Consider the following 25702-nt stretch of genomic DNA (forward strand, 5'->3'; position numbering starts at 1 on the left):
ATTGCGCAACTCAACCGCTCCACACTGAGGTCCTACCGCCGCAAAACCCTGGAGGACAGCCGTGGAGCAGCACAAACTCACGATCGATATGAACGAGGCCACGATCGAGCAGCTGCGCGACCACCACTTCGCGCTCTTCGGCCTCCACGCGATCGCCACCTCGGCGAGCGGCGCCCCGACCATCTGGCTCTCCGTGCACTACCTCGAACGCCATCTCGAGGTCACGTGGCAGGAGACGTACTCGATGTTCACGGCCCGCCACTCGACCATGGCACCGAGCACGAAGGTGGTGCCGACGCACAACTACCCGGCGCCGCTGGGCAGCGTCCTCACGGTCGCCGGCAACGACGGCGCGGGCATCGTCACGCCGGGCGGCCCGGCCGGCCACATGGAGATCGACAACACCGGGCGCGTCGAGCTCGGCGCCGGCCTGTGCATCCACGACACCCACGGCATGTACCAGCCGGTCGGCATCTTCGACCTGATCGACGTGGATCTCTTCCAGCCGATCCCGAAGGTCGCGTTCTTCTTCTCACCGATCCCGCACATGGCCGGCGAGGTCGCCACCCGCGCACTCGGCCCCGGCATCCTGCTGGACTACGCCAAGTCCGGCAGCCGCAGCTTCTCCGTCGAGTACAACCTGCACGACGGCTGGTCGGTGGAGAACCGCCCCTACGCCAAGGCGATCGCGGCCAACGAGCCGCTCAACCCGCTGCTGCTGGTGCGCTCCTCCGCCCTGCAGGCCCTGGCGATGCAGCGGCAGCGCACCACCGCCGCCGTCACCGGCACGATCAGGCGTTGAGCACCCAGTCGACGCGGTGCGCCTCGGTCGGGTCGGGCGTCTCCCAACGCCCGACCATCCGGTCGACGACACCGTCCGGCACCGGTCGCGGGCGGGCCCGGTTGCGCCGCCGCATCACCTCGGGCGGCGCCTCGACGCTGACGATCTCGACCCTCCCGCCGTAATCCGCGACCAGCCCGATACACCTGGCCCGCAGTTGCCGGGTCAGGTTCGTCGCGTTCCAGACGAACGGCGTGCCGGCCCGCAGCAGCACCTTGGCCTGGTCGGTCGCGGCGGCGATCACCGGCCCTTGGTCGTCGGTGGGTTTGACCCGCAACCGCTCGCGCCAGTCGTCGAGGCTGACCACCGCCACGCCCGGCCGGTTGGCGGCGATCCAGTGATCCTTCCCCGATCCGGGCAGCCCCGACATGACGGTCACGGTGACCTTGGTGTCGTCGTACGCCGCGTAATCCGCGACCCGATCCAGGCTCCGGAAATAGGTGAACCTGGCATGCTCCGACGGGAACCGCCGAGGCTGGTCGAGGCAGCCGTCGTCGGCGGCGTACTGGAGAAAGAGCGCGACGTTGTCGAGCATCTCCGTGGCGTCGGCGCAGACCCGCCCGAGAATGTCGGCGGTGGCGAGCAGCCCAAGGTCGTCGTTGCGGGCGAGCAGGCTGACCCGGTGGATGATCCGGTCGAGGTCGCCGCGCGGCCGTTCCAGGGCCCAGAACGGCACCTGATGGTGGCGGATCAGCGCGGCCACGTGCTCCCGCCAGGCGATCGGCACGCCGGCCTCCCACAGCACCCGCCGCGCGATGAGGTCGCCGCGGCGGGAGTGCCCGTGCGCGGTGATCCGGCCGTCGCCCTCGACCTGGGTGCAGTCCGGCTTCGCCACGTCGTGCAGCAGCACCGCCGCGAAGAGCCGGACCCGCTCACCGGCGGCCCGCTCCCGCCAGGCCGGCAGCGCCACGAGGGCCTCGCACGCCATCCGCGTGTGCGTGGCGACGTCCCCTTCGGCGTGGTGCACGGCGTCCTGCGGCACCCCGTCGAGCCGGCGCACCCAGTCGAACGCGGCGTGGATCTCCGGCCACGGCACCGACCACGCCGGCCCGTCCGGGCAGAGCCGCTCGAAGACGTTCACCCCCGCACCCGGTTCGCCACGATCGGCCGGTCCTGCCAGTGGCTGCCGGAGTCCAGGATCGCGGTGTGGAAACTGGGCCGCACCCACTTGTAGCGGCCCAGCACCGTGCCGGCGGCCTCGAGCTTCAGGTACAACCCCTCCATGTCCTCCGACATGTCGGTCTCCTTGACGACCTGGTCAGGGTCGGCACCTCCGGCGACGGCCGCCTCCCGCAGCGCGTCGCGCCACCCCGACGTCCGGCAGGTCGACGGCCCGACGAACGCCGTCAGCTCGGCGAGTTTGCCCAGGCGCCCGGTGTACAGCACGGGCACGGAGCTGACCGGCAACCCTTCCAGCAGCTCACGCCGCCGATCGGTGGACAGGAACTCCTCCGCCACCCGGTCGAAGACGTCAAACTCACAGAAATGATGCGGCAGCGCGTCGTAGAAGACGGTGTGTTTCGCGTACAGCCATTCGCCGTACATGACATAGCGGTCGGTGAGGACGGGCTGCAGCTCATACCGCACGGTCGCGGCCCACGCCTTCAACGGCCCGAACTGCTTCTCCCGCGGCCCACCGGTGAGATAGTGCCCCCGCGACTGCAGCAGCAACTCCCCGCCGGCGCCGAAACTCACCGCACAGTTGGCCCCGTCAAGCTTCTCCTCAACGACGAGCACCTGCCCAGCAAGCTGCGCAAACGGCACCTGCGCCAGGTCATGATCCCCCGGCTGCAGCCGCGACCCCTGCAGATGCGGCGTCCTCGGATATTTGCGCAACACAGAGCAGTTGTAGCCGACCCCGATCACCAACGGACACCGGTTTTCCCTCACCGCGACTCCGTGTCGAGGTCATGGGCGTGACGCCGGGACGGATCAGCCAGATCGAGAACCGCAATCAGGCTGCCAGCGTGATGGACAGCTCGCGAGGAACTCCGAACTCCTCGATGATGCCGATGACTTTTGCGAAGAGTTGACAGAAAAAGTTGGAGCCTGTTCGTTGGTGTAGAGATCTCTGTGCCATTTAGGGTGTAGGTGGAGGGTTCGGGCGAGGGAATCCTTGACGTGGATGGCGTGTTCTGTTCAATATTTACGGAACATGTGCAATCCGGCGCTGCCGCCAAGGTGCCGGAGCGACGCCATCCCGCGCCCGCCAGCGCGTCACCGTCGGAGCCGCCACCGATGTTCACTGCAGCCAAGCGACTTGCCGTCCTGACCGCCGCCGCCCTCGTCGGGAGTGTGCTCGTGCCCGTCGCGGCCGGCGCCGCGATCCCGGACTACACCACCGCCGAGGCGGGTAACCCGTTCGTCGACGGGTGGTACGCCGACCCTGATGTCGCCGTGTACAACAACACGTTCTGGGTCTATCCGACGACGTCGAAGGGGTATTCCGAGCAGACCTACCTCGACGCGTTCTCCTCGACGGACCTGGTCAACTGGACGAAGCATCCCAACGTGTTGACCAAGGCCAACGTGTCGTGGGCGAGTTACGCGATGTGGGCGCCGGCGCCGGTGCAGCGCAACGGGAAGTACTACCTGTACTTCGCGGCGAACGACATCCAGAACAACTCTGCGCTCGGCGGGATCGGGGTCGCCGTCGCCGACAACCCGGCGGGACCTTACCGCGACGCGATCGGCAGGCCGCTGATCGGGCAGTTCTACAACGGTGCGCAGCCGATCGACCAGGACGTCTTCATCGACGACGACGGGCAGGCCTACATCTACTACGGCGGCTGGAGTCACGCCAACGTGGCCAAGCTCAACGCCGACATGATCAGTCTCGGCACGTTCAGCGACGGCAGCACGTTCAAGGAGATCACACCGTCGGGGTATGTCGAAGGTTCGCAGATGTTCAAGCGCAACGGGAAGTACTACCTGATGTGGTCCGAGGGTGGCTGGACCGGGCCTGACTACTCGGTGTCCTACGCGATGTCGAGCTCGCCGACCGGGCCGTTCACCAAGCTGGACAAGGTGCTCGCGCAGGACTCGGCGGTCGCCAAGGGCTCGGGGCACAACTCGGTGATCAACGTGCCGGGCACCGACACCTGGTACATCCTCTACCACCGGCGACCGCTGGCCGAGACCGACGGGAACCACCGGCAGCTCGCCTACGACCGGATGACGTTCAACGCCGACGGCACGATCCCGCGCATCACCATGCGGGTGAAGGACAACTTCGCCGACGGCAACGCGCTCGGGTGGAGGACCTACGGCGGCGCCTGGAGCACCGCGAACGGCAAGTACACGGCCGGCAACTCGCTGGGTGGCAAGGCGCAGCTGGACACGAACTTCGGCGACTTCTCCTACGACGCCGACGTCACCGTGACCAGCGGCGGCGGCGACGCGGGCCTGACGTTCCGGGTGACGAACCCGACCGCCGGCACCGACGGTTACAACGGCTACTACGCCGGGATCAGCCCGGCCGGCCGGGTCGTCCTGGGCCGCGCTGCCAACAACTGGACCCAGCTGGGCACCGCGAACCTGGCCGTCACCGCCGGCACCAGCTATCACCTGCGCGTCACCGCGATCGGGTCATCGCTCAAGGTGTACGTCGACGACATGGCCAGCCCGAAGATCAATGTCACGGACGGCACGTACGCGTCCGGTAGTGACGGGGTGCGGGTCTTCAACGCGGCGGCTACGTTCGACAACGTGGTGGTCGGGGCGCCGGTGGGCGCGGGTGTCAACGTCGCGCAGGGCAGGCCCGCCACCGGCAGCGCCGCGTGCGTGGCGGCGGAGGGCCCGGAGAAGGCCGTCAACGGCAGCGTGAGCGGCGGAAACTCCGACAAGTTCTGCTCGTCGGTCGCCGGCGCGTGGCTGCAGGTCGACCTCGGCAGCGCCAGGAGCATCACCCGGTTCGAGCTCGCCCACGCCCAGGCCGGTGGGGAGGCGGCGAGCCTCAACACCAGGGCGTTCACGATCTCGGTGTCCAACGACGGCACGACCTGGACCCAGGCAGTGAATGTGACCGGCAACACGGCGGCGAACACGAGTCACCCGGTCAGCGGTGTGACCGGCCGTTACGTGCGCCTCAACGTGGGTACCCCCACACAGACCAGCGAGGTTGCGACTCGCATCTATGAGCTGCGCGTGTTCGGCTAAGACCCGTGACCGAATCGTCTGTGCGTCGCCGTGCCTCGGTATGGGTTGCCGCGGGTGCCCTCGCCGCCAGCCTCGTCACCGTCATCACGACGCCGGCGACGGCGGCGCCGGGCGACTTCAGCTCCGGCTTCGAGGCCGGCGACGCGCAGCCCACCTGGACCAACAGCGTCGAGAGCAGCGCCGGCGTCGGCGGGTACTGCTGCGGCCTCACCGGCATGGAGAGCGGGACCCGCACCGAGCTCGCGCACACCGGCAGCGCCGCGCTGATGTACTCGGGCGCCGACACCAGCACCACCAGCAGCTACTCCTACAACCGGGTCTTCGACGTCGACATCGTGGTCGGCGCCTCGACGACGCTGTCCTACTGGGTGTTGCCGCAGCGTGGCGGGAACCTCGACGTGGCCGTCGACCTCGTCTTCACCGACGGCACGTATCTGCGCAACTCCGGCGCGGTCGATCAGCACGGGGTGCGGGTCAACCCGCGCGAGCAGGGCAGCGGCTGGGTCCTGAACTTCGACACGTGGAACTACGTCACGTCGGTCATCGGCGCCGCCGTCAGCGGCAAGACGATCGACCGGATCCTGATCGGCTACGACAAGCCCGAGGGCACCGGCACGTTCCGCGGCTACTTCGACGACATCCAGATCAGCGCCGGCACCGGCGGCAACCTCGCCGATCTCGTCGACACCCGGCGCGGCACGAACTCCGACGCGAACTACTCGCGGGGCAACACGTTCCCCGGTGCGACGGTCCCGCACGGGTTCAACTTCTGGACCCCGGTGACCAACGGCAACAACGACGGCTGGCTCTACCAGTACAACGCGGCGACCGTGCAGGGCTTCGCGATCAGTCACCAGCCCAGCCCGTGGATCGGCGACTACGGGCAGCTGCAGATCATGCCGATGACCGGCGGCGTCAAGTCCACCCCCGACGCGCGCAAGTCGATCTTCAACCACGCCAACGAGGTCGCGAAGCCGCACTACTACAAGACCAGGCTCGACACGTACGGGATCACCGCCGAGATCGCGCCGACGGACCATGCGGGTGTCCTGCGGTTCACGTTCCCGGCGGCGTCGGACTCCACCATCCTCTTCGACACGGTCGACAGCGCCGGCGGCTCGATCAGCGTCGACACCGCGGCGCGCACCATCTCCGGCGTCGTCGATCACCGGGGTCAGAAGCTGTACTTCTCCGCGACCGTCGACGCCGCGATCGCCGCGTCCGGTACGATCACCGGGCAGGGCGCGACGAGCTGGATCCGGGTCGCGACCACCGTCAACCAGCAGGTGACCCTGCGGACCGGCACCTCCTGGATCAGCGTCGCGCAGGCCGCGACGAACCGGAACCAGGAGATCGGCGCCAAGAGCCTGGACACGGTGCGGGACGAGGCCGCCGCCCAGTGGGACACGGCGCTGGGCAGGGTCAAGCTCGAGGGCGCGTCCGGCGACCAGCTCGTCACGTTCTACTCGAACCTGTACCGGTCGTTCATGTACCCGAACAACCGCAGCGAGATGGTCGGCGGCGTGCGCAGGTACCTCAGCCCGTACGACGGCCAGCTCCACGACGGTCAGATGTATGTGAACAACGGCTTCTGGGACACCGCGCGGGCCGAGTGGCCGCTGCTGACGCTGCTCGAACCGGGGCGGACCGGGGAGATGCTGGACGGGTTCGTCAACGCCTACAAGACCACCGGCTGGACGCCGAGCTGGTCGGGGCCGTGGAACCGGGCCGCGATGCCCGGCACCAACCAGGATCTCGCGTTCGCCGACGCCTACGCCAAGGGCGTGCGCAACTTCGACTACCAGGCCGCGTACGCGTCGATGGTCAAGAACGCCACCGTGTACTCGCCGTGGGTCAACGGGCGGATGGGGCTGGACGTGTCGACGTTCAAGGGCTACCTGCCCTCGGACGTGCGTGGGGACTCGGCGTCGTGGACCCTCGAGGACGCCACGAGTGACTTCGGCATCGCGCAGCTGGCGCAGGCACTCGGCTACACCGATGACGCCGCATACTTCCGCAACCGGTCCCTCGACTACGTGAACCTGTTCTCGCCGTCGGTCGGGTTCTTCCGCGGCCGGCAGAGCAACGGCGCGTGGCGCACCAGCGACGCCGACTTCAAACCCAACCTGTGGGGCTGCGAGTTCGTCGAGGGCGCGCCGTGGCACTACGCGACGCCGGCGCCGCAGGACCCGCAGGGCATGGCCAACCTCTACGGCGGCCGCGCCCAGCTGTCCACGAAACTCGACGCCATGCTCGCCGCCCCGCGGGACTACCTGACCGGCTGCTACGGCGGCATCATCCACGAGATGCGCGAGATCTACGACACCAACATGGGTCAGTACGCGCACGCCAACGAGCAGACGCATCACATGCTCTACATGTACAACTACGCGGGCACCCCGGCGAAGACACAGAACCAGGTCCGGCGCGTGCTCACCACGCTGTACAACTCGGGCGCCGGCACCGGCAACGGCTACCTCGGCGACGAGGACAACGGTGAGATGTCCGCCTGGTACGTGTTCTCCGCGCTGGGCTTCTACCCGGCGCGGATGGGCACCACGGAATACACGATCGGCGCGCCGCTGCACCCGAAGGCGACACTGACCCTGGAGAACGGGCGGACGTTCACCGTCAACGCGCCCGGGGTCAGCGACACCAACCGGTACATCCAGAGCGCCACCCTCAACGGCGTCACCTACACGAAGAACTACCTGACCCACGCCGACCTCACCGCCGGCGGCACACTGAACTTCGTGATGGGGCCGAGCCCGTCGTCGTGGGGCACCGGCACGAACGACATCCCCGGGTCCATCACCACCGGCACCGCGGCGCCGAAGCAGCTGGTCGACCTGGCGACCGGCGGCACCGTCGCGGTCAGCGGCGACACCGCCGCCGAGGGCCGCGCCAAGCTCACCGATGACTCGTCCCTGACGAAGTGGCTGACGGTCGCGAACACCGCCACCATCACCTGCCAGCTGACCTCGGCGGCGACGGTCACGCAGTACACCTTGACCTCCGCCGACGACCTGCCCGGCCGGGACCCGAAGAACTGGGTCCTGCAGGGCTCCAACGACGGGGTCACCTGGACGACGGTGGACACCCGCACCGACGTCGACTTCGCCGACCGCCGGCAGACGCGGGCGTTCACCGTCCCGGGAAGCACGGCCTATGCGCGGTTCCGGCTGCAGATCACCGCCAACCACGGCGCCGCCGAGACCCAGCTCGCCGAGCTGCAGCTCATCGGCTGAACCCCTTGGCCAGCAGCCACACCGGCCGGTTGCCGGGGGCCGCCCCGGTGCCGGTGGTGGCGGAACCCTACAGCGAGCTCGACGACATCGCCGCCGTGCTGGACGCGGCCGGGGTCGGCGCCGCCGTGCTGGTCGGGGTGTCCGACGGGGCGCGCCGGGCGCTGGCGTTCGCGCACCGGCATCCGGACCGGGTCCGCCGGGTTGTGGCGGTGGGCGGCGCGTTCGGCGACTTCCCGGATCCGGGTCTTGAGGAGTCTGCGGCCCGGCGGCAGATGCACGAGCACTTCGCCCGGATGGGACGCGCCCTGGCCGAGGAGGGCGTGCACGCAGCCGCCGCCGTGGACATCGGCGGGTGGGGCCCCGCGCTCGGCGAGCACGACCGGCGGCTGATGACCGGCCTGCAGGTCGCGAACTCCTACTGGGTGCTGTTGGAGGAGTCCCTCGGCACCGAGCTCGACCCGCCGGTCAAGACCCGCTTCCGGGAACTCACCACGCCGGTCGACGTCGTCGTCGGCGGTCACGACTTCCAGGCCACGCAGTTGTGGGCCCGGCGGCTCGCGGCGCAGGTGCCCGGCGCCACCCTCACGGTCATCCCCGAGGGTGATCACTTCCCGATGCTGTCGGCGCCCAGCCAGTTCGAGGGCGTCGTGCGGGAGGCGCTGCGGCAGGCAGGCATCGCGAGCTGACCGCCAGGGGCCAGCTCGCCGGGTGGCACCGCCGGCTAGCGGGGCGTGCGGTCGTCGCGGTCCGGGGTGTGATCGGTCGGGTCCGCGTCGTCGTGCTCGGGGAGGTGCACGCCGGCGAGCTCGTGCTGGAGGGCAGTGAGGTCGGTCGGCGGGGTGAAGTATTTCAGCTCCCGGGCGATCCGCGTCTGCTTGGCCTTGGCCCGTCCACGTCCCATGTCGGCTCCCCGTTTCCCGTGCGCCGAGGGGCGGTGGCAGTGCCGCGCCCGGCGTCGTGACAACTTGAATTCATCCTCGTGCCCGACACGGTACATCCCCGCCGCTGGTGTCGTCTGCCGGCGATGAGACAAGAGTCCGAAGACACTGTTTTGCGACGGGTCAGGCGACCCCGCCGTTGACATAGATCGTCTGCCCGTTGATCCAGCGCGCGGGCCCGGCCAGGGACGCGACGACCTCGGCGATGTCCTCCGGGGTGCCCAGGCGCTCCATCGGGTTCATCTTCGCCGTTCGCTCGATCGTGGCGGCGTCCTTGCCGTCGAGGAACAGGTCGGTCGCGGTCGGGCCGGGGGCGACGGCGTTGACGGTGATGTCGCGCCCGCGGAGCTCCTTGGCGAGGATCGGGCTGATCGCCTCGACGGCGGCCTTGCTTGCCGCGTACGCCGAATAGGTCGGCGCCGACAGGCGCGTGATCGAGGTGGAGAAGTTGACGATCGCGCCGCCGGAGCGGATCCGCCGGGTGGCCTCGCGGTCGACGACGAACGTGCCGCGGATGTTGGTGCGGTGCATCCGGTCCAGCTCGTCGAGGTCGATGTCGGCCAGCGGCGACAGGACCATGACGCCGGCCGCGTGCACGACCACGTCAACCCCGCCGAACTGCTGCTCAGCGGCGTCGAAGAGCGCGGCGACGGCGGTCTCGTCGGCGACGTCGGCGCGCACCGCGACCGCCTGCCCACCCTTGTCGGCGATCTCGGCCACCACGGCGTCGGCGGCGGAGGACGAGTGGCCGTATGCGATGACGACGGCCTGCCCGTCCGACGCGAGCCGCAGCGCGACGGCCCGGCCGATCCCACGAGAACCACCGGTGACGACGGCAACCCTGGTCATGACATCCTCCCGAAGGCGTGTTAGCGACGATAACGATTCGACGTTAGCACTAATCCGCTAACACACAAGTGTTAGCGTTGTTACCATGACCACTACCCGCGAACGGATCGTCGAAGCCACCGCGGCGCTGCTGAACGAGGGCGGCCGCGAGGCGATCTCCACCCGGGCGGTCAGCGCCGCCGCCGGCGTGCAGGCGCCGACCATCTACCGGATCTTCGGCGACAAGCAGGGCCTGCTCGACGCGGTCGCCAGCCACGGCTTCGAGTCCTACCTGCACGGCAAGACCGCCCTGGAGCACAGCGCCGACCCGGTCGAGGACCTGCGCCGCGGCTGGGACCTGCACGTCGCGTTCGGGCTCGAGCACCCCGCCGTCTACACCCTCATCTACGGCGAGCCCCGCCCCGGCGTCGAGTCGCCCGCGGCCCGGGCCGCCGCCGAGGTGCTCGCCGGCCAGGTGCGGCGGATCGCGGCGGCCGGCCGGCTGCGGGTCAGCGAGGAGCGGGCCGCGCACCTGATCCACGCCGCGGGCTGCGGCATGACGCTCACCCTGATCGCGCTGCCGCCGCGGCAGCGCGACCCGGCCCTGTCGGCGCTGGCCCGCGAGTCGATCATCGCCGCCGTCACCGGCGAGCGGGCGGGCCCGGGCGACGGCCTGGTCGGCACCGCCGGGGCGCTGCGCACGGCGCTGCCCGAGGTCACCGCGCTGAGCGTCGCGGAGCGGGCCCTGCTCGACGAGTGGCTGACGAGGATCGCGAGCGGCTGACGGAAGCGCTCAGCCGCTCGGGCCGGCCCGCAGCACGCCGCGCACCTCGTCGACGGTCACCGACTCGGGGTCGAAGGCGGTGAGCCACCACGTGGCGCCGGCCGCCGCGTAGGGCCCCGGGTCGACGCCCGGCGCGAGTTCGACCGCGATGTCATACGGCCCGGGCTCCCGCAGCCCGGCGATGGTCGCGGCCGCCTCGGCCAGCTGGTCCGGATGCTCGAGGTTGACCGGGAAGTAGCCGTCGTGCCGGGCGGCCCGCTGCATCGGGCGCCGCTTGCCGGGGAAGCCGGCGACCCACACGGGCACGCCGGGGCGCTGCACCGGCCGAGGCAGGAAGGTCAGCCCGTCCACGGTGTAGTGCGCGCCGGCGTGCCGCACCGGCTCGCCCGACCAGGCCGTGGCCAGGATCGCGAGCGCCTCGTCGAGCATCGCCGCGCGGGTCTTCTCGTCGCCGCCCTCCCCGGTCGCGGAGTACTCGGCGCCGAACCGGTCGCTGCCGACGCCGACGCCGAGCGTGAGCCGCCCGCCGCTGAGCACGTCGAGGCTCGCGGTCTCCCGGGCCACCTTGACCGGCCGGCGCCGGGCCAGCGGCGTGATCATCGGGCCGAGCCGGATCCGCTCGGTCACCATGGCCGCCGCGGTCAGCGCGATCCACGGGTCGGCCACGTCGCGCACCGGAGGGTGCCACCGCACGTGGTCCCACACGAAGAGGCCGTGCCAGCCGTGCTCCTCGGCCTCCGCGGCGAGCGTGGCCACGGTGCGGGGGTCGGCGAGCTGGTCGAAGAGCGGCAGCCACAGAGCGGATCGCATGCCGTCGACGCTAGGGCCTGGACCTAGTCCACGCCGAGCGTCGCGCAGACGGCGTCGAGCACGGCGGTCTTGAGCTCGGCCGCCGGCACGTCGATGAACATCACCGTGCAGTCGCCGAGGCCGCCGACCGCGACCGTCGCCCGCGTCTGCTGCGCGAGGGTGGGTGTCGGGCCGAACAGCAGGGTGGTGAGCCGGCGGCCCCACTCGGCGACCTCCGCCGCCAGGTTCAGGTCGGCGAGCACGCTCGGGTCCTGCATGACCATCTTGGTGATGTCGCGGTGGTGATACGTGACGTCGAAATACGCCCCGAGGACCGCCCGGCGGTCGGTGAGGTCGCCCGGCCAGCGGCCCGACTCGAAGTCGTCGAGGAGTGCCGACACGTCGTCGACCAGGGGCTGGAACAGGCTGCGGACGAGGTCCTCACGCGAGGCGAAGTGGTAATACAGCGCGGGCTTGCTGATGCCGACGCGCTCCGCGATCTCGCGCAGGCTGGCCTGCGCCACGCCCCGCTCGCCGATCAGCTCCATCGCCACGGCGCGGATGCGGTCGGCAGTCTCTGTGGTTCTCACCCTTGGCACGCGTCACATTCTACTTTACTTACCGGGAGGTAAGTGGTTCCCTTTACCTATCGGTAAGTAAACGAACGTAGGGGGAGTCATGCACGTGCTCATCTCCGGCGCCAGCGTCGCCGGGCCCGTCCTCGCCTACTGGCTGCACCGCAACGGGCATCAGGTCACCGTCGTGGAGCGGACCCCCGAGCTGCGGGTCGGCGACGGCGGCCAGGCGGTCGACCTGCTCGGGCCCGCCGTCGAGGTCATCGCCCGGATGGGGCTGCTGCCGCAGGTCGAGGCCGCGCGCACCACCACCGGCACGATGACGCTGATCCGGCCCGGCCGTCCCGACGTCACGATCGACGCCGCGCAGCTGCTCGCCGGGGTGTCCGACCGGCACATCGAGATCATGCGGGGCGACCTCGCACAGATCCTCTTCGACGCGACCCGCGACGACGTCACGTACACCTTCGGCACCACCATCGAACGGCTCCTGGAGCACGCCGACGGGGTCGACGCGACCTTCTCCGACGGGACCACCGCCACCTTCGACCTGGTCGTCGGCGCCGACGGCCTGCACTCCGGGGTCCGGCGGCTGGTGTTCGGCCCGGAGGAGGGCTACAGCCACTACCTCGGCGGCTGCCTCGCCGTGTTCAGCGTGCCCGACTTCATCGGCCTCGACGGGCGGGTCCTCGGCTACAACACCGTCGACCGGGCCGTCGCCCTCTACCCGACCCGCACCCCCGGCCGCACCCGGGTCGTCATCCTCTTCCGCGGGCCGCAGCCGGACCACCGCGACCAGGCCGCGCAGCGGCGGCTGCTGCGCACCGTCTGCGCCGACCTCGGCTGGGAGGTGCCGCAGCTGCTCGAGCACCTCGACACCGCCGACGACTTCTACCTCGACTCGATCAGCCAGATCCGGCTGCCGTCCTGGTCCCGCGGCCGGATCACGCTCGCCGGCGACGCGGGCTACGGGCCCGGCCCCGCGGTCGGCGGCGGCAGCAGCCTCGCGATCGTCGGGGCCTATGTCCTCGCCTCCGAGCTGGCGGCCGCCGGCGACGAGTATGCGGTGGCGTTCCCGGCGTACGAGCGGGCCCTCGCCGAAGCGGTCGCCGCCAGCCGGACGATCGGGCCTTCGGTCCTCGCCACCCTGATCCCGCGCAGCGACCTGCAGGTGTGGACGATGGCCCAGGCGATGCGCCTGCTGCCCCGGCTGCCCGGCTTCCTGCAGCGGAAACTGACCTCGTTCGGCGGTGGCCCGGCGGCCATGCTCAACGGGGTCGACCTGCGCGACCCTCTAGTCTTGCGCACATGACTGACGGGGTGGTCGCCGCCGACGCGGCCGGGCTCCGCCGCGCCGCCGAGCTGCTGCGCCAGGAGTCCGTCTGCGCGTTCCCGACCGAGACGGTCTACGGGCTCGGCGCGCACGCCTTCTCCGCCAAGGCCGTCGCGGAGGTGTACCGGCTGAAGCGCCGCCCCTCCTGGAATCCGTTGATCGTGCACGTCGCGTCGACCCCGGACGCGCGGGCCCTCGCGCACGAGTGGCCGGAGGCGGCGCGGCTGCTGGCGGCCCGGTTCTGGCCCGGCCCGCTCAGCCTCGTCGTGGAGCGGGCCCACCACCTGCCGGCCAACGGCGGCCCGGCGACCGTCGCCATCCGGGTCCCGGCGCACCCGGTCGCCCTGGCGCTGCTCCGGGAGTGCGGGCTGCCCCTGGCGGCGCCGAGCGCGAACCGGTCCGAGAGCATCTCCCCGACGACCGCCGAGCACGTGATCCGCAGCCTGCCCGACGTGCCGCTGGTCCTCGACGGCGGCCCGTGCCGCTTCGGCATCGAGTCCACAGTCGTCGACGTGACCGTCTCGCCGCCGCGGCTGCTGCGCCCGGGCGCGTTGAGCCTCCGCGCGATCCGCGAGGTGGTCGGCGCGCTGCAGCTGCCGGGTGAGGACGGCCCCGCGGCGGAGGTCCGCTCGCCGGGGCTCGCCCACCGCCACTACGCGCCGCGGGCCCGGCTGCACCTCGTGGACGACCCGGCGGTGCTGGCGGCGCGCGCGGAGGACGCGGACCCGGGCACCCTCGGCATCCTGACCCACCGCTCGACGGCGCCGCAGGGGGCGCACGTGGAGCTGCTGTCGGCCGACCCGCTCGAATACGCCGCCGACCTGTATGCCGCACTGCACCGCCTCGACGACGCCGGCGTGGCGACGATCCTCGCCCAGGCCCCGCCCGCCGGCGACGACTGGCTCGCGGTCCGCGACCGTCTCACCCGCGCCTCCGCCCGCTGACGGTTCGCCCGGAACCTTCGGCGGTCCGAGCGGGACGGCGACCCCCCGTTTGAGTCGCCGGCCCGTCCTGACTGCCGAAATGCTGCCGGTTCCCACTGCGGTGCCGCTGCCGATATGCTGCCGTCCGACCGTCTCCGCGGCTGACCAGCAGCTATCTCCACAGCTGTTGCCGCAGCTGGCGCCGCACCGTGGCTGTCGGCCGCACCGCAACTGTCGCCGCATCGCAGCTAGAGGAATGGGATGGACGGGGGCTTCCGCTTCGAGATCCTCGGCCCGCAACGCGCCTGGGCCGGCGAGCGACCGCTGGACCTCGGGCCCGCCAAGCAGCGCGCCGTCCTCGGGGTGCTGCTCCTGCAGCCGGGCCGCCCGGTGCCGACCGCGCAGATCATCGACGCGGTCTGGCCGCACGACCTGCCCGAGAACGCGACCAACGTGCTGCAGAAGTACGTCGCCGCGCTGCGCCGCCTGCTCGAGCCGGACCGGTCACCGCGGACCCCGTCGCGGCTGCTGACCCTCAGCGAGGCCGGGTACCGGCTGGCGATCGACCCGTTCAGCGTCGACGCGACCGAGTTCGAGGCCGCCGTCGACGCGGCCACGGCCGCGCACGCCGACGGGCGGGACGACGACGCCGCCGACGGGTTCCGGGCCGGGCTGCGGCTGTGGAAGGGCGAGCCGTTCGCCGGCCTCGGCGGCCCGGTGTTCGAGGCGGTGCGGGTGCGGCTGGGGGAGCGGCGCGTGTCGGCGTCGGAGGCCCTCGCCGAGATCCGGCTGCGCCGCGGCGACCACCGCGAGCTCATCGCCGACCTGGCCGCGCTGGTCGAGGAGTTCCCGCTGCACGAGCGGCTCCGGCTGCTGCTGATGCTGGCGTTGCACCGTAGCGGGCGCCCCACCGACGCGCTGCAGACGTTCCGTGAGCTGCGGGCGCTGCTCGACGAGGAGCACGGCATCGAGCCGGGCGAGGAGCTGCAGGACCTGCAGCGGCGGATCCTGCGGGCGGACCCCGCGCTGGCGTACCCGTCGTCGCTGCCGATGACCGCGCCGTCCGGGACGACCGCGCCGGCGCCGGTCTCGTCGGGCTCCTCGTGGGATCCGACCAGCCCGGCGCCCGGCGCGTCGCAGGACGAGGCACCAGTGAGCCCCGCACCGTTTCTGGTCGGCCCGCCGCCGGTCCGGTACCCACCCCTCCCGGCGCTCGTGCCGCCGTCGGTGGGTGCGCAGCGCTGGCCGCCGTTCGCGGTCGGCGTCGACCCGTTCTTCGGCACCGAGTTCAACCGGCATCCGTGGATCACCTGGCTGGAGACGATCCTCGGCGTCATCGCCGGCGCGTGCACGATGTGCGTGCTCGCCTGGGTCCCGATCCTGTATCACGCCGCCCGCCGGCACAGCGCGCCGCTGTTCGCTGCCGCGATCGGCTACTTCGGGCTGGCGGTCGTGTTCTGGGCCGTCATGACCACGACCGTCGAGGACGACCTCTCCCAGCCGGTCTGGGCCGAGGCGATCGCGATGCCGATCCTGTTCGGCGTCTCGCTGATCGTGCCGGTGCACGTGGTGCTGCTCAACGAGCACCTGCGGCACCTGTGGCAGCGCCGGCGCAACGGCCCGATCGAGCGGCGCGCGCAGGCCCGCCGGCTGCTGAACACCAGCCCGGCCGCCAGGTTCGCCCTGGCGATCGGCCGCCCCGACCTGGTGCGGACCCATAACGACGGCGGGCTCATCGACGTCAACGGCGTGCCCGACTTCGTGATCTTCAAGGTGTTCGGCACGCGCCGCGTCCTGGCCCGCCGGGTCGTGACCGAGCGCGCCGTCCGCGGCCCGTTCACCTCGATGCTGGACCTGACGATCCGCTGCGCGGTCAGCGCCGACGTCACCGCCGCGTACAACGACCGCCTGCTGTTCCTCCCGCCGCCGCCCCCGTCCCAGTACCCGCCGCTGCCCGCACCGCAGCTGCTGCAACCGCTGCAGCAGCCGCAGTCCTAGCCGGCCGCGGTCCTAGCAGCGACAGCCGATGCGGGCGGGGACCGGTGTCGCCGTGGCGGCGGCCGCGGCCACCGCCGCCAGCATCGCGTCGCGGCGCTCGGGGGTGATGAGCTCGCCCCGGACGACGACGGCGTGGATGTGGCGGGTGTTGCGGATGTCGGCGAGCGGGTCGGCGTCCAGCACCACCAGGTCGGCGGGTGCGCCCTGGCGGACCGTGCCCGAGCCGAGGCCCAGGAACCGCGCCGCGTCGCGGGTCGCCGCCTGCAGCGCGCGCAGCGCCGGTACCCCCGCCCGGACCAGCAGCTCCAGCTCGTCGTGGAGGCTGAACCCGGGGTACACGTAGGAGGTGCCGGTGTCGGTGCCGGCCAGCAGCGGCACGCCGGCGCGGTGCAGCGCCCCGACGAAGCGGCCGCGGTGCCCGAAGAGCTCCTGATGCTCGACCGCCTCCTGCGGGGTGCGCCCGTCGAGGTAGATCTCCTGCATCGCGAAGTCCCAGACGGCGCGGACCTCGGCCGGGATGTACCGCAGCCGCGGATCGTCCTGGTCGACGGTGCCGGGCAGGTCCAGGACGCGGTGCATGACCAGCGTCGGCGTCTGGTGGGAGTCGTTGGCCCGCAGCCGCCCGAACACCCGGGCCGCCCGCTGCGGGTCGTAGCCGCGTGCCGCGGCCAGTTCGAGGGGGTGGACGCGGTGCAGCCAGCCGTTGTAGTCGCCGGCCTCGACGGTCAGCTCCGACAGGACGCGGCGGATCTCGTCCTCGTGCCGGGACGTGGCGTACCAGCTGGTGAAGACGTGCTCGAAGCTGCGCTGCCCCAGGTCGCTGGCGACGGTCACCGGCACGTCGTCGGGGCAGTGCCCGGCGAACTCCAGGCCGAGCCGGTGCGACTCCTGCGCGATCGCGGTGAACGACTCCCGCGACAGCCGGCTGTACACCTTGACGAAGTCGGCGCCGTCGGCCGCGACCTGCCGCACCGCCGCCCTGGCCTGCGCGGCGTCAGCGACCTCGACGTACGGCGCGCCGAGGCCCGTCCACAGTGACGGCGAGCCGTCGATGAGCGGGCTGGCGATCACCGACCGCGGCCCGAAGAGCGTGCCGTCGGTGACCCGCTGCCGCCACTCGTGCAGTGTCGGGTACCCCGACATCTCCCGGACGGTGGTGACGCCGTTGGCGAGGAACAGCGGCGGGTCGATCGTGTCGATGCCGCTGCTGTGCACGTGCATGTCGGTGAGGCCGGGGATGACGAAGCGGCGTCGGCCGTCGACGACCGCGGCGTCGTCGGGGACCTTGACGGTCCGCGACGGGCCGAGCGCGGTGATCCGGTCGCCGCGGGCCACGACGGTCATGCCGGGCCGCGGCGGTGCGCCGGTCGCGTCGATGACGGTGCAACCGACGACCGCGACGGCGGGCCGTGTGGTGGCGGCCGCGGCGGGTGTACCGACGACGAGGCCGGCGCCGATGCCGACGCCGGAACCGAGGAGCGCGCGACGGGAAACGTTGATGTCCATGGCATCGACTCTTCGGCATGGGAGGCCGCGGGTCAGTGGCGCCAGGGAGCCGGTTGGGGTGGTGAAAAGTCCACCCTCCGGGGGCAGAAGAAAGGGCGGGCACCCCCCGAGGCACCCGCCCTTCCCGCTATCGGTGTCGCATCACCACGGCGCGGGCGCCGGCGGCACGACGACCGGCGGGCGGTCGTCGCAGGTGATGGTGTTCGGCAGCTCCCACGGGGCGAGCCACGGGCCCGTGGTGCCGCCGCCGTCGTTGCCACCCAGGTCGACGATCGAGAACTCCGAGCCGGCCGGGGTGAAGTGGAACGAGCCGCAGTTGTTGATGCCGACGGCACCGACATTGCGGGCGTCCACGTTCTCGAACGAGGCGGAGCCCGCGGCGCGGGCGCTGAGCACCGAGGTGCCCGTGCCGTCGACCTTGATGTCCTTGAAGTGGACGTTGGTGATGGAGTACAGGTCCTTCACCGGCCAGTCGGCGACGAGCATGATCGCGTTGTAGGTGTTGTCGAGGAAGTTGTCCCCGACGACCTGGATGTCCGCGTCGATGTTCTTCTCCAGCGCGAAGATCCAGATGGCACCGAGGCCGATGTTCCAGTTCAGCTCGTACGTGCCGGCGCGGACCGTGGTGTTGTTCGTGATCCGCACGTAGCCGGTGAACGGCTCGGCGCCGAAGCGGGAGCCGATGTGGATCGCGCTGCCCTCACGGATCGGGTCCGCGACGAGGTTGTTGGACACCGTGGTGTCCTTGCCGCCGTAGATCGCGATGCCGTTGGCGAGGACCGGCGTCTGCACCGTGTTGTGGTCGAACGTGTTGCCGGCGTTGGTGGTCTTCTCGGCCCACATGGCCAGGCCGTCGTCGCCGGAGTTGCGGACGAAGTTGTTGGACACGCTGGAGTTCGTCACGCCGGTGTGGAAGTTGAGCCCGTCGGCGATCTGGTCCACGATGACGTTGTTGGTGATCTTGGTGTTGGTCATCGGGCCGTCGAACCACAGGCCGACCTTGGTGTGCTGGATGTACAGGCCGTCGACGGTCGAGTTGCTCAGCGCGCCGCCGATGCCGTTGACCTGGTCGGTGTCGATGCGCTCGCGCACGTCACCGATGATCGAGAAGCCGGACAGGTGGACGTTGCTGCTGCCACCGTCCTGCGAGTACTTGCCGTAGAACCCGACCCCGGTGTGGATCGAGTTGTCCGGGGCGGGCGTGCTGAGCGCGACCTCTTTGCCCTTGATGATCGTGTACCAGGAGCCGGCGCCCTCGATCGTCACGTTGTCGACGATGATGTGACGGTTCACCTGGTACGTGCCCGGCGGGATGTAGACCTTCAGGTGGGTCTTCTTGGCGAACGCGACGGCCTTGTCGATCGCGTCGGCCGAGTCACGCCGGCCCGTCGGGTCCGCGCCGAACAGCAGCACGTTCGCGGCGATGATGTTGATCTTCGGGGCGCCGACCAGCTCGGAGTCGAGCAGGTCGATGACCGTCCACGCGGCGCTGTTGTTCGGCGCGGTGAGGCGGACCTTGTCGCCGGCCTTGTACGTCTTGCCCAGCAGCAGCCGCTGCTCGTCGTAGAAGTGGTTGGGCCGGAACGGTGTGGTGATCGTCGGCGTCGGCGTGGTGGCGGCCGGCACGCAGGCGCACTCGGTGATCCACCAGTCGGGGTGCAGCAGGCCGGCGTTCGGGTCGTTCGAGAACGGGTACTGGTTGTACAGCCACGAGTACTGCGACGTGAGCGTCATCGTGGTCTTCTTGCCGCCGTTGACCGTCACGTCCAGCGGCGAGGTGATGCCGCCGCCGTTGGGCGCGTCGGGAATGCTGTAGCGGACGTTGATCGCGTTCGCGGACTTCGGCAGCGTGAACTCCACGTACTGCCCAGGGGTCAGCTTGACCGCGCTGCGGCCAGAGGCCTCGGCGGGCAGCGTGTAGGCCGTGCGGTCCGGGCCGATGACGGTCCCGTTCGTCTTGGCCTTCTCGGCTTCCTGCTCGACGAAACCGACGCTGGCGCCGCGACCGGCGGTCAGCGCCGGGTCGATGGCGGCGCGGGTCACCGCTGGTGCTGATCCGGCCGCGGAGGCCGGGCCGGCGCCGGTGACCACGACGCCGAGACCGACGGCTGCGGCCGTTGCCGCCGCGGCCCAGCGCGGCGGACCGCTGGACCACCGCGATAAGGGTCCTGTGCTCCGTGACATCGATGACTCGATTCTCTCGGGAGGGGGCGGACGCCCGAGACGCTCTACGGCGGGGCGGCGCCATGAGGATGAGGGTGAGGTGACCTTAGGACCCGCATTCCCCACTCCACAAGGCTCTGCGAAATATTTACGCAACGTTGGAACCGGATCTGTCGTCGTCTTGTCGGTTTGTTGCGCAAAACTGCCGTCATCGTTGCGGCATCCGGACATGCGGAAGCGGCGGGACCCGATGCCGGATCCCGCCGCTTTTGCCAGACTTGAGAAGCGCTAGCCCTGCTGGGTGATGTTGACCATCCACGGGATGCCGAACTGGTCGACGCAGGCGCCGAACTCGTCGCCCCACATCTGCTTCTCCAGCGGGACGCTGATCTTGCCGCTCGTGGACAACTTGGTCCAGTAACCGTGCAGCTCGGCGCTGTCGTCGCCGCTGAGACTGACCGTGATGTTGTCGCCCGGGTTGTGCGCCATCTCCGGCGGCGTGTCGGAGGCCATGATCGTGTAACCGCCGGTGGTCTCCAGCATGCCGTGCATGATCTGGTCGGCGATCGGGCCGGCCTCCGGGTTGAACTCGCCGAACGTGTTCAACCGCAGGGTGCCGCCGAAGACGCCCTGGTAGAACTCCATCGCCTGCCGGGCGTTGCCCCGGAAGCTCAGGTACGGGTTGAGCCGAGAGGTCATCACAAACTCCCTTGGTCGCGATGCACGACGGATGTCAGCACGTCGATCCGAGACTATTCGCCCGCCGGGTCGCGCGAAGCCGAATCCGGCAGCCTGCCCCATACCGCTCCGCCAACCCGACACCGCTCTTCTAAGGTGGGGCGATGCGACGGTTGCCATCCCTTCATACGGCCGTGCGCCTGCTCGTCGCCGCGCTCTGCGGGCTGGCGCTGCTGCAGGCGATGCGCCCCGCCGTCTACTCGACCCGGATCGGCTGGGACACCGTGCGCACCGCCGGCCAGCAGCACCCGACCCGGCAGTACCGGGAGAAGCTCGAATACCTGAGCCGGGAACTGCACCGCCAGGTCCCGGCCGGGACCAAGGTCGTGATCGTGGAGAAGACCGTGGACCTGCAGATGCGGCTGGTGGAGTTCGCCACCCTGTACGGCATCGAGGTCGTGGACCTCACCGGCCGAGCCGACCTCGAGGTGTACCTGCAACCCGACCCGGCCGCCCCGCACGGCGTCCGGCTGCTGACCCGGAAGCCGGCCGCATGATCGAGACCCTGCTCGCGGTGCTCATCCTGGTCGTGACCGGGCTCCCGCTGAGCTACGCCCTGACCCGCGCCGTGCCGCTCGCCATCGTCCTCGCGCCGATCGCCGGAGCCGCCGTCGCCACCGCCGCGGTGCTGCTCATGCTCGCCTGCACCGGCCCACTGCTGCTGTGGTTCGTCCCCGTGTACCTGGCGACCGGGGTGCTCGCCTGGCGCCTGCGGGACCGGCCCCGGGTGCCGAGCAGCGGCTGGCGCGACGCCCTGCTGGTGACGCTGCCGCTGGTGCCGCCGTTCCTGCGCCTCGGCACCGAACCCGTCACCTGGGACACCCACCTGATCTGGTGGCTGCACGCCGGCTACTTCACCCAGGGCGGCGACTTCGCCCGCGCCGCGATCGGCAGCCCCGTGCTCGTCTTCAGCCACCCCGACTACCCGCCGCTCGCGTCCGCGCCGGTGGCGCTCGTGTGGCAGCTGCTGGACATCCGCGACTTCTACCCCGCCGCCTTCGTCACCGGCTTCCTGACCCTGTCCGCGATCGCCATGCTCATCCACGCGATCCGGGTCGCGACCGCGAAGGCGCACCCGCTGCTGTCCTGGCCGGCCGCGATCGCCGCCGGCTACGCCGCGTGGACCCCGCTCTGGCTCATCCCGACCGCCGGCTTCAGCGACGCGATGTGCGCGTGTGCCTTCGCCGCCGGGGCGGTGCTGCTGCTCTTCGCCCGGCCGTTCGCCGGGATGCTGCCCCTCGCACTGTTCCTGCTGTCCGCGGCCGCACTCATGAAGAACGAAGGCCTCAGCCTCGTCGTCGCCCTGGCCGTCGTCGGCACCGTCCGGTTCTGGCGCGACCGCCGCCGCGCCGCCCTGCTCTGGGTGCCCGTCGGCGTCGCCGGCATCTGGTCCGTCACCGCCCGCCTGCTGGGCGCCGAGACCGACGTCCTGGCCGGCGGGCGCTTCTCCGCCCTGCTGCACGGCGACGCCGACACGCTCGGCCGGCTGCCGATGATCCTCGAGTTCATGACCGGCCGGGTCGGCTGGATCGTCCTGCTCACCGTCGCCGCCGCGCTGCTCGGCCACCTGTTCCTGCGCCGCGCACGGACCGGGCTCGAGCTGGGCGCCGACGGCTGGCTGTGGGCCGTCACCGCCGTGCACACCGCCGGCCTGATCCTGATCTACCTGATCACGCCGTACGACATCCACTGGCACCTGAGCACCTCGGTCGACCGCGTCACGATCGCGATCGCGGTCCTCGCCTGCGCGAGCGCCGCCTGCTGGGGCGTCACCGCGATGAGCCCGAACCCACCGCCCGCGCCGCTTCCCGAGCAGGCGGAGCGGACCGGCGCCCCCACGGCTTATAGGTCGACAGCACCGTCGAAATGACCAGCAGCGTCGAGGAGACACTCGGCGCGATCACGAGGTTGATCTGGTCCCGGCGGGGCAGCGCCGAGCCGAGGTCACCGGCCTTCGCGAGCCCCGGGTACAGCAGGAACGTCACCAGGAACAGCATCACCGTGACGATGGTCAGCTTCACCGCCACCCACCACCAGCGCAGCAACCCCCACGGCGTGCCGACCGCGTTCACCACCCCGATCACCCAGACCAGATAGGACAGCGGCACGAACAGCGCGATGCCGACGAGGCTCATCGCCGGATAGGCCACGTCCTTGTCGGCCGCGCCGCTCAGGCCGGCGACACCCAGCGTCAGCAGCACCAGATCGCTGCCGAGCCAGCCCACGGCCGTGATCACGTGCAGGGTCAGGACCGCCTTGCGCCATTTCGGGGTGAACCTCATGCCCGTCAAGCCTGCCGGAACTCCTCGCCCGCGTCGCCCGCCGAGGGTGGTAAACCCGTCTACTCCCGGTGTCGTACGGTCGACGGCATGATCCTGCGTGCCGCCACCCTCGACGACGTCCCCGCCGTCCTCGCCTTCTGGAAGATCGCAGCCGAGGACACGAACCGCAGCGACATCCCCGAAGGCGTGGCGGCGCTGATCGCCCGCGACCCGGCAGCGCTGCAACTCGCCGTGGCCGACGGCGAGATCGTCGGGTCGCTCATCGCCGGGTTCGACGGCTGGCGGTGCCACCTGTACCGCTTCGCCGTGCACCCCGACCGGCGCCGGCAGGGCATCGGCGCGCAGCTGCTCGCCGCCGCCGAGGAGCGCTTCCGCGGGTTCGGCGGCCGCCGCGCCGACGCCATGGTCCTCAACGACAACACCCTCGCCCACCACGCCTGGGCCGCCGCCGGCTACGCCTCACAGGACGACTGCCATCGCTGGGTCAAGAGCCTCTGACCGCCGATTGGCCCTCGACCGGCGGCCCCTGAGCTGGCAGCGTCGACGCCGTGATCACAATGGGGGCAGCGGCAGGGGTCGCGCTGGTGGCGTTGGGGATGGTGCTCACGCCCGGGCCGAACATGATGTATCTCGTCTCGCGCAGCATCTCCCAGGGCCGGCGCGCCGGCATGATCTCCCTCGGCGGGGTCGCCGCCGGGTTCCTGGTCTACCTGACGCTCGCCTCCGCCGGACTGTCCGTGGTCTTCGCGACGGTGCCGGCGCTGTATCTCACGGTGAAACTGGCCGGCGCCGCCTACCTCGCCTACCTCGCCTGGCAGGCGGTCCGCCCCGGCGGCACATCGGTCTTCACCTACCAGGAGCTGCCGGCGGACTCGACCCGGAGGCTGCTGACGATGGGCCTGATGACCAACCTGCTCAACCCGAAGGCCGCGATCATGTACGCGTCGCTGATCCCGCAGTTCGTCGACCCCGGCGCCGGGCACCTGATGACGCAGGGTTTCCTGCTCGGCGGGGTGCAGATCGCTGTCAGCCTGCTGGTCAACGCGGGCATCGTCCTGGCCGCCGGGTCGATCGCCGTCTTCCTCGCGAAGCGCCCCACGTGGCTGCGGATCCAGCGGTACGTGACGGGCACGCTGCTCGGCATGATCGCCGTCAGGCTCGCCACGGACCGGGCGCAGCCGCTACCCGTGCAGTGACGCGGCCTTCGACAGCAGATACCGCTGCTCCGGAAGGCTGGTCGTGCGACGGGCGGCGAGCTCGTACGCCTCCCGGGCCTTTGCCGTGTCCCCGGACATCTCCAGCAGATGGGCGCGGACCGCGGCGAGCCGGTGATGGCGGGCCAGCCGCTCGTCGGCGTCCAGCGCCTCGAGGAGCCGCAGGCCGGCCGCCGGGCCCTGCACCATCGCCATGGCCACCGCCTGGTTCAGGGTCACCATCGGGTTCGGCGCGACCCGGTCCAGCAGCTGATACAGGGCAAGGATCTGCGGCCAGTCGGTGTCGGCGGCCGACGCGGCCTCGTCGTGGATCGCGGCGATCGCGGCCTGCAGCTGGTACGGCCCCGGCGGCCCCTTCGGCAGCGTCCTGGTGATGAGGTCGACGCCCTCGGCAACCATCGACCGGATCCACAGCCCACGGTCCTGGGCGGCGAGGGGGACCAGCGTGCCGTCGGGCCGGGTCCGGGCCGGACGGCGGGCGTCGGTCAGCAGCATCAGCGCGAGCAGCCCGGCGACCTCGCCGTCGTCGGGCAGGAGCCGGTGCACCTCACGGGTCAGGCGGGTCGCCTCGGTGGTCAGCTCCGGCCGGTGCAGGTCCTCGCCCGACGACGCGGTGTACCCCTCGTTGAAGATCAGGTAGAGCACCTGGAGGACCACCTGCAGGCGCCCGGCGTGCTCGTCCGGCGGCAGGTCGAACGTCGCCCCGGCCGACCTGATCCTCTGCTTGGCGCGGCTGATGCGCTGCGCAAGGGTCGACTCCGGCACCAGGAACGCGTGCGCGATCTGCGCCGTGGTCAGGCCACCCACCGCGCGCAGCGTCAGCGCCAGCTGCGACGCGCTCGACAGCGACGGATGGCAGCACAGGAACAGCAGCAACAACGTGTCGTCTTTATCGGGAATGTCCACTGTGTCCGATGTTTCATGTGAAACATGGACGGCAACCTCCCGCCGTCGCCGGGCGTCGTCACTGCGGAACTGGTCCATCAGCCGCCGCACGGCGACCGTGATCAGCCACCCGCGCGGGTTGTCCGGCACGCCCTCGCCCGGCCACTGCATCGCCGCCGCGAGGAGCGCCTCCTGCACGGCGTCCTCACAGGCGTCGAACTGCCCGTACCGGCGGATCAGGACCCCGAGCACCTGCGGCGCGAGCCGGCGCAGCTCGGATTCGACGTCGACACTCACGAGGACCAACAATCCCACGCTGCTGCTCTGGTCAAGAGCCAGGTATGCCCGCCTCGCACCTTCCGGGCCGCTGCGCCCGGACCGGCAGAGGTGCGCCACCCTCATGGGCGGCGCACCTCCTTGTGGCTCCTCTAAACTGGGCCTCGACACTGCGTTATGGGGCGGTGACGGGTCCAAAGGTCAATTAGGTGGCCTGGGGTAC

Annotated in this window: 22 protein-coding genes and 1 pseudogene; 12 read left to right on the forward strand and 11 right to left on the reverse strand. The window is 70.9% G+C overall.

Annotated features, from left to right (window positions below; genetic code table 11):
- Nucleotides 1–61 precede the first annotated feature (61 nt).
- The gene (locus tag AB0K00_RS03605) at nt 62–802 is read left to right on the forward strand and encodes a hypothetical protein (protein ID WP_363514593.1); all 741 of its coding nucleotides are present in this window, start codon (nt 62–64) and stop codon (nt 800–802) included.
- Here the strand turns inward: AB0K00_RS03605 and AB0K00_RS03610 are convergent.
- Nucleotides 792–1922, reverse strand: a complete 1131-nt coding sequence (locus tag AB0K00_RS03610) for an AAA family ATPase (RefSeq protein WP_363514596.1) — start codon at nt 1920–1922, stop codon at nt 792–794. The genes AB0K00_RS03605 and AB0K00_RS03610 overlap by 11 nt on opposite strands.
- Complete coding sequence (locus AB0K00_RS03615; RefSeq protein WP_363514599.1) at nt 1919–2680, reverse strand: RNA ligase family protein; 762 nt, start codon at nt 2678–2680, stop codon at nt 1919–1921. Before AB0K00_RS03615 ends, AB0K00_RS03610 begins: the two co-directional genes overlap by 4 nt.
- Nucleotides 2681–3205: 525 nt before the next feature.
- Between AB0K00_RS03615 and AB0K00_RS03620 the strand changes: the two are divergent.
- From AB0K00_RS03620 to AB0K00_RS03630, 3 genes and pseudogenes are all read left to right on the forward strand, one after another.
- Nucleotides 3206–4999, forward strand: a pseudogene (locus AB0K00_RS03620) (family 43 glycosylhydrolase); the annotation flags it as partial.
- A gap of 5 nt (nt 5000–5004) precedes the next feature.
- Entirely contained in the window at nt 5005–8247 is a 3243-nt protein-coding gene (locus AB0K00_RS03625; protein WP_363514602.1) for a GH92 family glycosyl hydrolase, read from the forward strand.
- A gap of 5 nt (nt 8248–8252) precedes the next feature.
- Nucleotides 8253–8933, forward strand: a complete 681-nt coding sequence (locus AB0K00_RS03630; RefSeq protein WP_363514605.1) for an alpha/beta hydrolase — start codon at nt 8253–8255, stop codon at nt 8931–8933.
- 35 nt (nt 8934–8968) lie between these two features.
- On the opposite strand, the gene AB0K00_RS03635 is transcribed toward AB0K00_RS03630, so the two are convergent.
- Both AB0K00_RS03635 and AB0K00_RS03640 read right to left on the reverse strand, forming a co-directional pair.
- Entirely contained in the window at nt 8969–9148 is a 180-nt protein-coding gene (locus AB0K00_RS03635; protein ID WP_363514608.1) for a DUF3073 domain-containing protein, read from the reverse strand.
- A gap of 160 nt (nt 9149–9308) precedes the next feature.
- Nucleotides 9309–10034 carry an SDR family oxidoreductase gene (locus AB0K00_RS03640; RefSeq protein ID WP_363514611.1) on the reverse strand — a complete coding sequence of 242 codons (726 nt, stop codon included), beginning with the start codon at nt 10032–10034 and terminating at the stop codon, nt 9309–9311.
- Between the two features lie 85 nt (nt 10035–10119).
- On the opposite strand from AB0K00_RS03640, the gene AB0K00_RS03645 reads away from it, so the two are divergent.
- Nucleotides 10120–10797 carry a TetR/AcrR family transcriptional regulator gene (locus tag AB0K00_RS03645; protein WP_363514614.1) on the forward strand — a complete coding sequence of 226 codons (678 nt, stop codon included), beginning with the start codon at nt 10120–10122 and terminating at the stop codon, nt 10795–10797.
- A gap of 9 nt (nt 10798–10806) precedes the next feature.
- On the opposite strand, the gene AB0K00_RS03650 is transcribed toward AB0K00_RS03645, so the two are convergent.
- Both AB0K00_RS03650 and AB0K00_RS03655 read right to left on the reverse strand, forming a co-directional pair.
- A complete protein-coding gene (locus AB0K00_RS03650; protein ID WP_363514617.1) occupies nt 10807–11607 on the reverse strand; it encodes an LLM class flavin-dependent oxidoreductase in 801 nt (266 codons plus the stop codon).
- A gap of 23 nt (nt 11608–11630) precedes the next feature.
- The gene (locus AB0K00_RS03655; RefSeq protein WP_363514619.1) at nt 11631–12185 is read right to left on the reverse strand and encodes a TetR/AcrR family transcriptional regulator; all 555 of its coding nucleotides are present in this window, start codon (nt 12183–12185) and stop codon (nt 11631–11633) included.
- A 79-nt stretch (nt 12186–12264) separates the two neighbouring features.
- On the opposite strand from AB0K00_RS03655, the gene AB0K00_RS03660 reads away from it, so the two are divergent.
- The 3 genes from AB0K00_RS03660 (at nt 12265) to AB0K00_RS03670 (ending at nt 16415) form a co-directional block, all read left to right on the forward strand.
- Nucleotides 12265–13473, forward strand: a complete 1209-nt coding sequence (locus tag AB0K00_RS03660; RefSeq protein WP_363514622.1) for an FAD-dependent monooxygenase — start codon at nt 12265–12267, stop codon at nt 13471–13473.
- The gene (locus AB0K00_RS03665; RefSeq protein WP_363514625.1) at nt 13470–14438 is read left to right on the forward strand and encodes an L-threonylcarbamoyladenylate synthase; all 969 of its coding nucleotides are present in this window, start codon (nt 13470–13472) and stop codon (nt 14436–14438) included. The genes AB0K00_RS03660 and AB0K00_RS03665 overlap by 4 nt, the downstream gene beginning before the upstream one ends.
- Before the next feature lie 240 nt (nt 14439–14678).
- Nucleotides 14679–16415: an AfsR/SARP family transcriptional regulator gene (locus AB0K00_RS03670; protein WP_363514628.1), complete on the forward strand. Its 1737-nt coding sequence runs from the start codon at nt 14679–14681 to the stop codon at nt 16413–16415.
- 12 nt (nt 16416–16427) lie between these two features.
- On the opposite strand, the gene AB0K00_RS03675 is transcribed toward AB0K00_RS03670, so the two are convergent.
- The 3 genes from AB0K00_RS03675 to AB0K00_RS03685 form a co-directional block, all read right to left on the reverse strand.
- A complete protein-coding gene (locus tag AB0K00_RS03675) occupies nt 16428–17921 on the reverse strand; it encodes an amidohydrolase family protein (protein ID WP_363514631.1) in 1494 nt (497 codons plus the stop codon).
- Nucleotides 17922–18062: 141 nt separating this feature from the next.
- Nucleotides 18063–20105 carry a glycosyl hydrolase family 28-related protein gene (locus AB0K00_RS03680; RefSeq protein WP_363514634.1) on the reverse strand — a complete coding sequence of 681 codons (2043 nt, stop codon included), beginning with the start codon at nt 20103–20105 and terminating at the stop codon, nt 18063–18065.
- Between the two features lie 267 nt (nt 20106–20372).
- On the reverse strand, nt 20373–20783 hold the full coding sequence (locus AB0K00_RS03685; RefSeq protein ID WP_363514637.1) for a VOC family protein: 411 nt from the start codon (nt 20781–20783) through the stop codon (nt 20373–20375).
- Nucleotides 20784–20926: 143 nt separating this feature from the next.
- On the opposite strand from AB0K00_RS03685, the gene AB0K00_RS03690 reads away from it, so the two are divergent.
- Entirely contained in the window at nt 20927–21319 is a 393-nt protein-coding gene (locus AB0K00_RS03690) for a hypothetical protein (RefSeq protein ID WP_363514639.1), read from the forward strand.
- On the forward strand, nt 21316–22692 hold the full coding sequence (locus tag AB0K00_RS03695) for a hypothetical protein (RefSeq protein ID WP_363514642.1): 1377 nt from the start codon (nt 21316–21318) through the stop codon (nt 22690–22692). Before AB0K00_RS03690 ends, AB0K00_RS03695 begins: the two co-directional genes overlap by 4 nt.
- Here AB0K00_RS03695 and AB0K00_RS03700 read toward each other — a convergent pair.
- Complete coding sequence (locus tag AB0K00_RS03700) at nt 22592–23104, reverse strand: hypothetical protein (RefSeq protein ID WP_363514645.1); 513 nt, start codon at nt 23102–23104, stop codon at nt 22592–22594. The genes AB0K00_RS03695 and AB0K00_RS03700 overlap by 101 nt on opposite strands.
- 87 nt (nt 23105–23191) lie before the next feature.
- On the opposite strand from AB0K00_RS03700, the gene AB0K00_RS03705 reads away from it, so the two are divergent.
- Together AB0K00_RS03705 and AB0K00_RS03710 are read left to right on the forward strand one after the other, a co-directional pair.
- Complete coding sequence (locus tag AB0K00_RS03705; protein WP_363514648.1) at nt 23192–23602, forward strand: GNAT family N-acetyltransferase; 411 nt, start codon at nt 23192–23194, stop codon at nt 23600–23602.
- 50 nt (nt 23603–23652) lie between these two features.
- Nucleotides 23653–24300, forward strand: a complete 648-nt coding sequence (locus AB0K00_RS03710; RefSeq protein ID WP_363514651.1) for a LysE family translocator — start codon at nt 23653–23655, stop codon at nt 24298–24300.
- Here the strand turns inward: AB0K00_RS03710 and AB0K00_RS03715 are convergent.
- Nucleotides 24286–25500 (reverse strand): DUF6596 domain-containing protein, encoded by a 1215-nt coding sequence (locus AB0K00_RS03715; RefSeq protein WP_363514653.1) that lies wholly within the window; start codon nt 25498–25500, stop codon nt 24286–24288. The genes AB0K00_RS03710 and AB0K00_RS03715 overlap by 15 nt on opposite strands.
- Between the last annotated feature and the right edge of the window lie 202 nt (nt 25501–25702).

It is taken from the genome of Dactylosporangium sp. NPDC049525 (assembly GCF_040676755.1).
Taxonomy (GTDB): domain Bacteria; phylum Actinomycetota; class Actinomycetes; order Mycobacteriales; family Micromonosporaceae; genus Dactylosporangium.